General features: G+C 43.3%; 4 protein-coding genes and 2 pseudogenes. 2 read left to right on the forward strand and 4 right to left on the reverse strand.

Annotation, left to right across the window (positions count from 1 at the left end; genetic code table 11):
* Positions 1–112, forward strand: a pseudogene (locus PX482_RS15850) (16S rRNA (guanine(966)-N(2))-methyltransferase RsmD); the annotation flags it as partial.
* On the opposite strand, the gene PX482_RS15855 reads toward PX482_RS15850, so the two are convergent.
* From PX482_RS15855 to sufB, 3 genes are all read right to left on the reverse strand, one after another.
* Positions 91–240, reverse strand: a complete 150-nt coding sequence (locus PX482_RS15855; RefSeq protein WP_288122668.1) for a hypothetical protein — start codon at positions 238–240, stop codon at positions 91–93. The pseudogene PX482_RS15850 and the gene PX482_RS15855 overlap by 22 nt on opposite strands.
* A 50-nt stretch (positions 241–290) precedes the next feature.
* Positions 291–1,061, reverse strand: coding sequence for a Fe-S cluster assembly ATPase SufC (gene sufC / locus PX482_RS15860; RefSeq protein WP_002758412.1), 771 nt, complete (start codon positions 1,059–1,061; stop codon positions 291–293).
* A 189-nt stretch (positions 1,062–1,250) separates the two neighbouring features.
* Positions 1,251–2,693, reverse strand: coding sequence for a Fe-S cluster assembly protein SufB (sufB, locus tag PX482_RS15865; protein ID WP_002758413.1), 1,443 nt, complete (start codon positions 2,691–2,693; stop codon positions 1,251–1,253).
* A 223-nt stretch (positions 2,694–2,916) separates the two neighbouring features.
* Between sufB and sufR the strand changes: the two genes are divergently transcribed.
* Positions 2,917–3,555, forward strand: a complete 639-nt coding sequence (sufR, locus tag PX482_RS15870; protein WP_002789066.1) for an iron-sulfur cluster biosynthesis transcriptional regulator SufR — start codon at positions 2,917–2,919, stop codon at positions 3,553–3,555.
* A gap of 10 nt (positions 3,556–3,565) precedes the next feature.
* Here the strand turns inward: sufR and PX482_RS15875 are convergent.
* Positions 3,566–4,065: pseudogene (locus PX482_RS15875) on the reverse strand (Uma2 family endonuclease); the annotation flags it as partial.

Genomic DNA, 4,065 nt, shown 5'->3' on the forward strand with positions numbered 1-4,065 from the left:
ACACAATCCCAAATCTTGGCAAGCAATTAATCTAGAAGGTTTAACCATTTGTCGTCAAAAACGCTACGGCAATACTACGTTAACTTTTTATCAAAAAGCAGTTATCTCTTGACCATTGACTTGAAAGGGGGTGTAGGGTGTGGGGGGTGGGGTGGGGGGTGTGGGGTGTGGGGTGTGGGGTGTGGGGTGTAGGGTGTGGGGTGTAGGGTGTGGGGTGTAGGAAGAATAAATAAAAGCCATCTCCTGATAACTGATAACTGATAACTGATAACTGATAACTGATAGCTAGATTACTTAACGGCTAATAATTGTTCGTCGAGGAAATCGTAGCCAGTTCTTTCTAATTCGAGGGCTAATTCTTTACCGCCACTGGTGACAATGCGCCCATCGTACATAACATGAATAACATCGGGTTCAATGTAGTTGAGCAGACGCTGATAGTGAGTGATAAGTAAAAAAGCGTTATCGGGAGTAGCTAATTGATTGACTCCCTGGGCAACAATTCGCAAAGCATCGATGTCTAAACCAGAGTCAATTTCATCGAGAATTCCTAAAGTGGGTTCTAATAAAGCCATTTGGAGGATTTCATTACGTTTTTTCTCGCCACCGGAGAAACCTTCGTTTAAACTTCTGCCAAGAAAGCTAGGATTCATCTGGACAACTTCTAGTTTTTTCTCGACTAATTCCTCAAAGTCAAAACTATCTAATTCTTCCGAACCTAAATATTTTTGTCGGGCATTATAGGCAACGCGAAGAAAATCGAGGTTACTAACGCCGGGGATTTCTAGGGGATATTGGAATGCGAGAAAGATACCCATAAGCGCTCGTTCATCGGGTTCTTTTTCTAAAAGGTTTTCGCCTTTATAAATTATTTCTCCCCCAGTTACTTCATAATCGGGATGTCCAGCGATTACTTTGGAAAAGGTGCTTTTTCCTGAGCCATTGCGCCCCATAATTGCGTGGGTTTCACCTGCTTTAATTTCGAGGTTAACTCCTTTAAGAATCTGGTTTCCATCAATACTAGCGGTTAGATTTTTTACCGATAAAATTACTTCACTCATGAGATGTTTTTCTAGAACAAAAATATTAGTTTTGGTGGTTGACGGCGAATCATCAATTGATGGATAAATTGTCTTAGCTTTTGGTGGGTTACGGCTATCGCCTAACTTAGCTTTTGGTGGGTTACGGCTATCGCCTAACTTAGCTTTTGGTGGGTTACGGCTATCGCCTAACCCACCCTACTTTACTGATTATCCGACGGTTCCTTCTAGCTTGAGACTGAGGAGTTTATCAGCTTCGGCGGCGAATTCCATCGGTAATTTACTGAGGACATCCTTACAGAAACCACTGACTAACATAGAGACAGCATCTTCTTCGGAAATACCCCGTTGTGCGAAGTAGAATAATTGGTCTTCACCGATTTTAGAAGTAGAAGCTTCGTGTTCTACTTTAGCACTGTTGTTATCCACCTGAATATAGGGAAAAGTGTTAGCTTCGGCATTATCTCCAATCAGCATAGAATCACACTGGGAGTAATTTCTTGCTCCCTTGGCTTTCGGTCCCATTTTCACTAACCCGCGATAACTATTTTGGGAGTTACCCGCCGAAATTCCCTTAGAAATAATCGTACTCTTGGTGTTGCGGCCAATGTGAATCATTTTCGTACCTGTATCGGCCTGTTGTTTGTTATTAGTTAGGGCAATTGAGTAGAATTCCCCGACGGAATTATCGCCAACTAAGACACAACTGGGATACTTCCAAGTAATTGCCGAACCGGTTTCCACCTGCGTCCAAGAAATCTTAGAATTAACTCCTTTACACAGACCCCGTTTAGTGACGAAATTGTAAATACCTCCCTTACCATTGGCATCGCCAGCGTACCAATTTTGTACCGTCGAATATTTAATATCCGCATTATCGAGGGCGACTAATTCCACGACGGCGGCATGAAGTTGATTACTATCGTACATCGGAGCGGTGCAACCTTCTAAATAACTTACCGATGCCCCTTCTTCAGCGACAATTAAAGTTCTTTCAAATTGTCCCGTCTCACCGTTATTAATCCGAAAATAGGTGGACAATTCCATCGGACAGGCGACACCTTTGGGGATAAAAACAAAGGAACCATCGCTAAAAACGGCAGAATTAAGAGCGGCAAAATAATTATCACCCACGGGAACGACACTGCCGAGATATTTTTGTACTAAGTCGGGATGTTCCTGTAAAGCTTCCGAAATAGAACAGAAAATAACCCCCTGTTCTGCTAGTTTTTCTTTAAAAGTTGTGGCGATAGAAACGCTATCAAAGATAGCATCGACGGCCACGTTAGAAAGGCGTTTTTGTTCCGAAAGGGGAATGCCTAATTTTTCAAAGGTTTCGATTAAAGTGGGGTCAACTTCTTCAAGACTGTTGAGTTTTTCTTTTTTCTGTTTGGGTGCAGAGTAGTAGATAATATTTTGATAATCAATGGCAGGATAGGAAACGTGCGGCCAACTGGGTTCGGTCATCTTTTGCCATTGATGGTAGGCCCGGAGACGAAAATCGAGCATGAATTCCGGTTCCTTCTTTTTCGCTGAAATTAGGCGAATAATCTCCTCATTTAAACCGCGGGGGATGGTTTCCGATTCAATATCGGTGATGAAACCGTACTTGTAGGGTTGGTTAACGAGATTTTTAACGGTGGTTGCACTCATGGGGGTTAGTGTTCTCTCTACGCGGTAGGCAGGGGAGGCAGTTAAACAACAATAAAGTTGTTTAAATTGATTATATAATAGATTAACAACAAAGCTGTTGTCAAAGTCACGGAAAATTTGAGAGGATGCTGGTAAACCTCTGTTATTCAGGTTACTCTGTAGGGGTAATTGGCCGCTTCTTGACTCTCAGCAATTGTACGCTAAAGCCTCTGTTTTTGGTATCATGACCACGACTCAACCCGCCTCGACGAAAGACGATATTCTGCAATATTTGCTCAAAAACGGTCAATCTACAGCCCAAGACTTGGCTGAGGAGTTAAGTATTAGTCCGCAAGCGACGCGCCGCCATCTTAAGGATTTGGAGGGGGAAGGACTGATAGAATATTTTGCCGTACAAAATAAGATAGGACGGCCCCAGCACATTTATCGTCTCAGTCGTCAAGGTCGTGGCCGTTTTCCCCATAATTACGATAATTTCGCCGTTTCTTTCCTCAATACTCTCGTGGAGACGGTGGGAGAGCAACAGGTGGGGGAAATTCTCAAAAAACAGTGGCAACGCAAAGCGGCAGAATATCAATTGCGCCTCGGCAAGGGGTCTTTAGGGGAAAGAATGAGAAAATTGCTGGAAATTCGCCAAGAGGAGGGTTATATGGCAGAATTAGTGGCACTGGAAGCAGAAAATAGTTATGTCCTGGCCGAGCATCATTGCGCTATTGCTGAGGTGGCTGGTTCCTATCCCAGTATCTGTGGCCATGAATTAGAAATGTTTGCGCTGCTGCTGCCCGATTGTACGATCGAACGGACTCACTGGATCAATCAAGGTGAGCAACGATGTGGTTATCTAATTAAGTGCAAGGGTTGACAGAAAAAGATTAGAGATTTTCATCGGGATTTATGCCCAATTCCCGCAGTTTAGCCGCTAATTTTGCGGATTTCTGCCTTTCCTGTTCAACTTGGTTTTCTGCCTGTTGTGCCGCTTCTGCGGGAGTGGGTACTAATTCCCCTTCGGGGGTAAAATAGCGCAATTTATTGGCGGATAAACCCAAATATAAGCCTAATTGTTGACTCCAGAGCCATCCCTGAGAATTGGGGGCAATCGGTTGATATTGACCGCTAATTAGGGTAAGCTAAACGGCTTTTACTTCGGATCACCGATATAGACTCCAAAAGGGTTATAGCTGTTGGATCATGCAGGTTAAGCGCCGTTTAGCTTAAATCCCTGAAATTCTAAGCTTTCTGGGTCAAACCAAAAATAATCGGGAGTGCGAAATATATCTTGATAAATTTGTTTTTTCTCCTCTCGGTCAACTTTGGCGGTACTATCGGAGAGAATTTCGATAATTAAATTGGGATATTTGCCCTCTTCTCGCCA

It is taken from the genome of Microcystis sp. M53602_WE12 (assembly GCF_030065455.1).
In the GTDB taxonomy this organism is placed as follows: domain Bacteria; phylum Cyanobacteriota; class Cyanobacteriia; order Cyanobacteriales; family Microcystaceae; genus Microcystis; species Microcystis aeruginosa.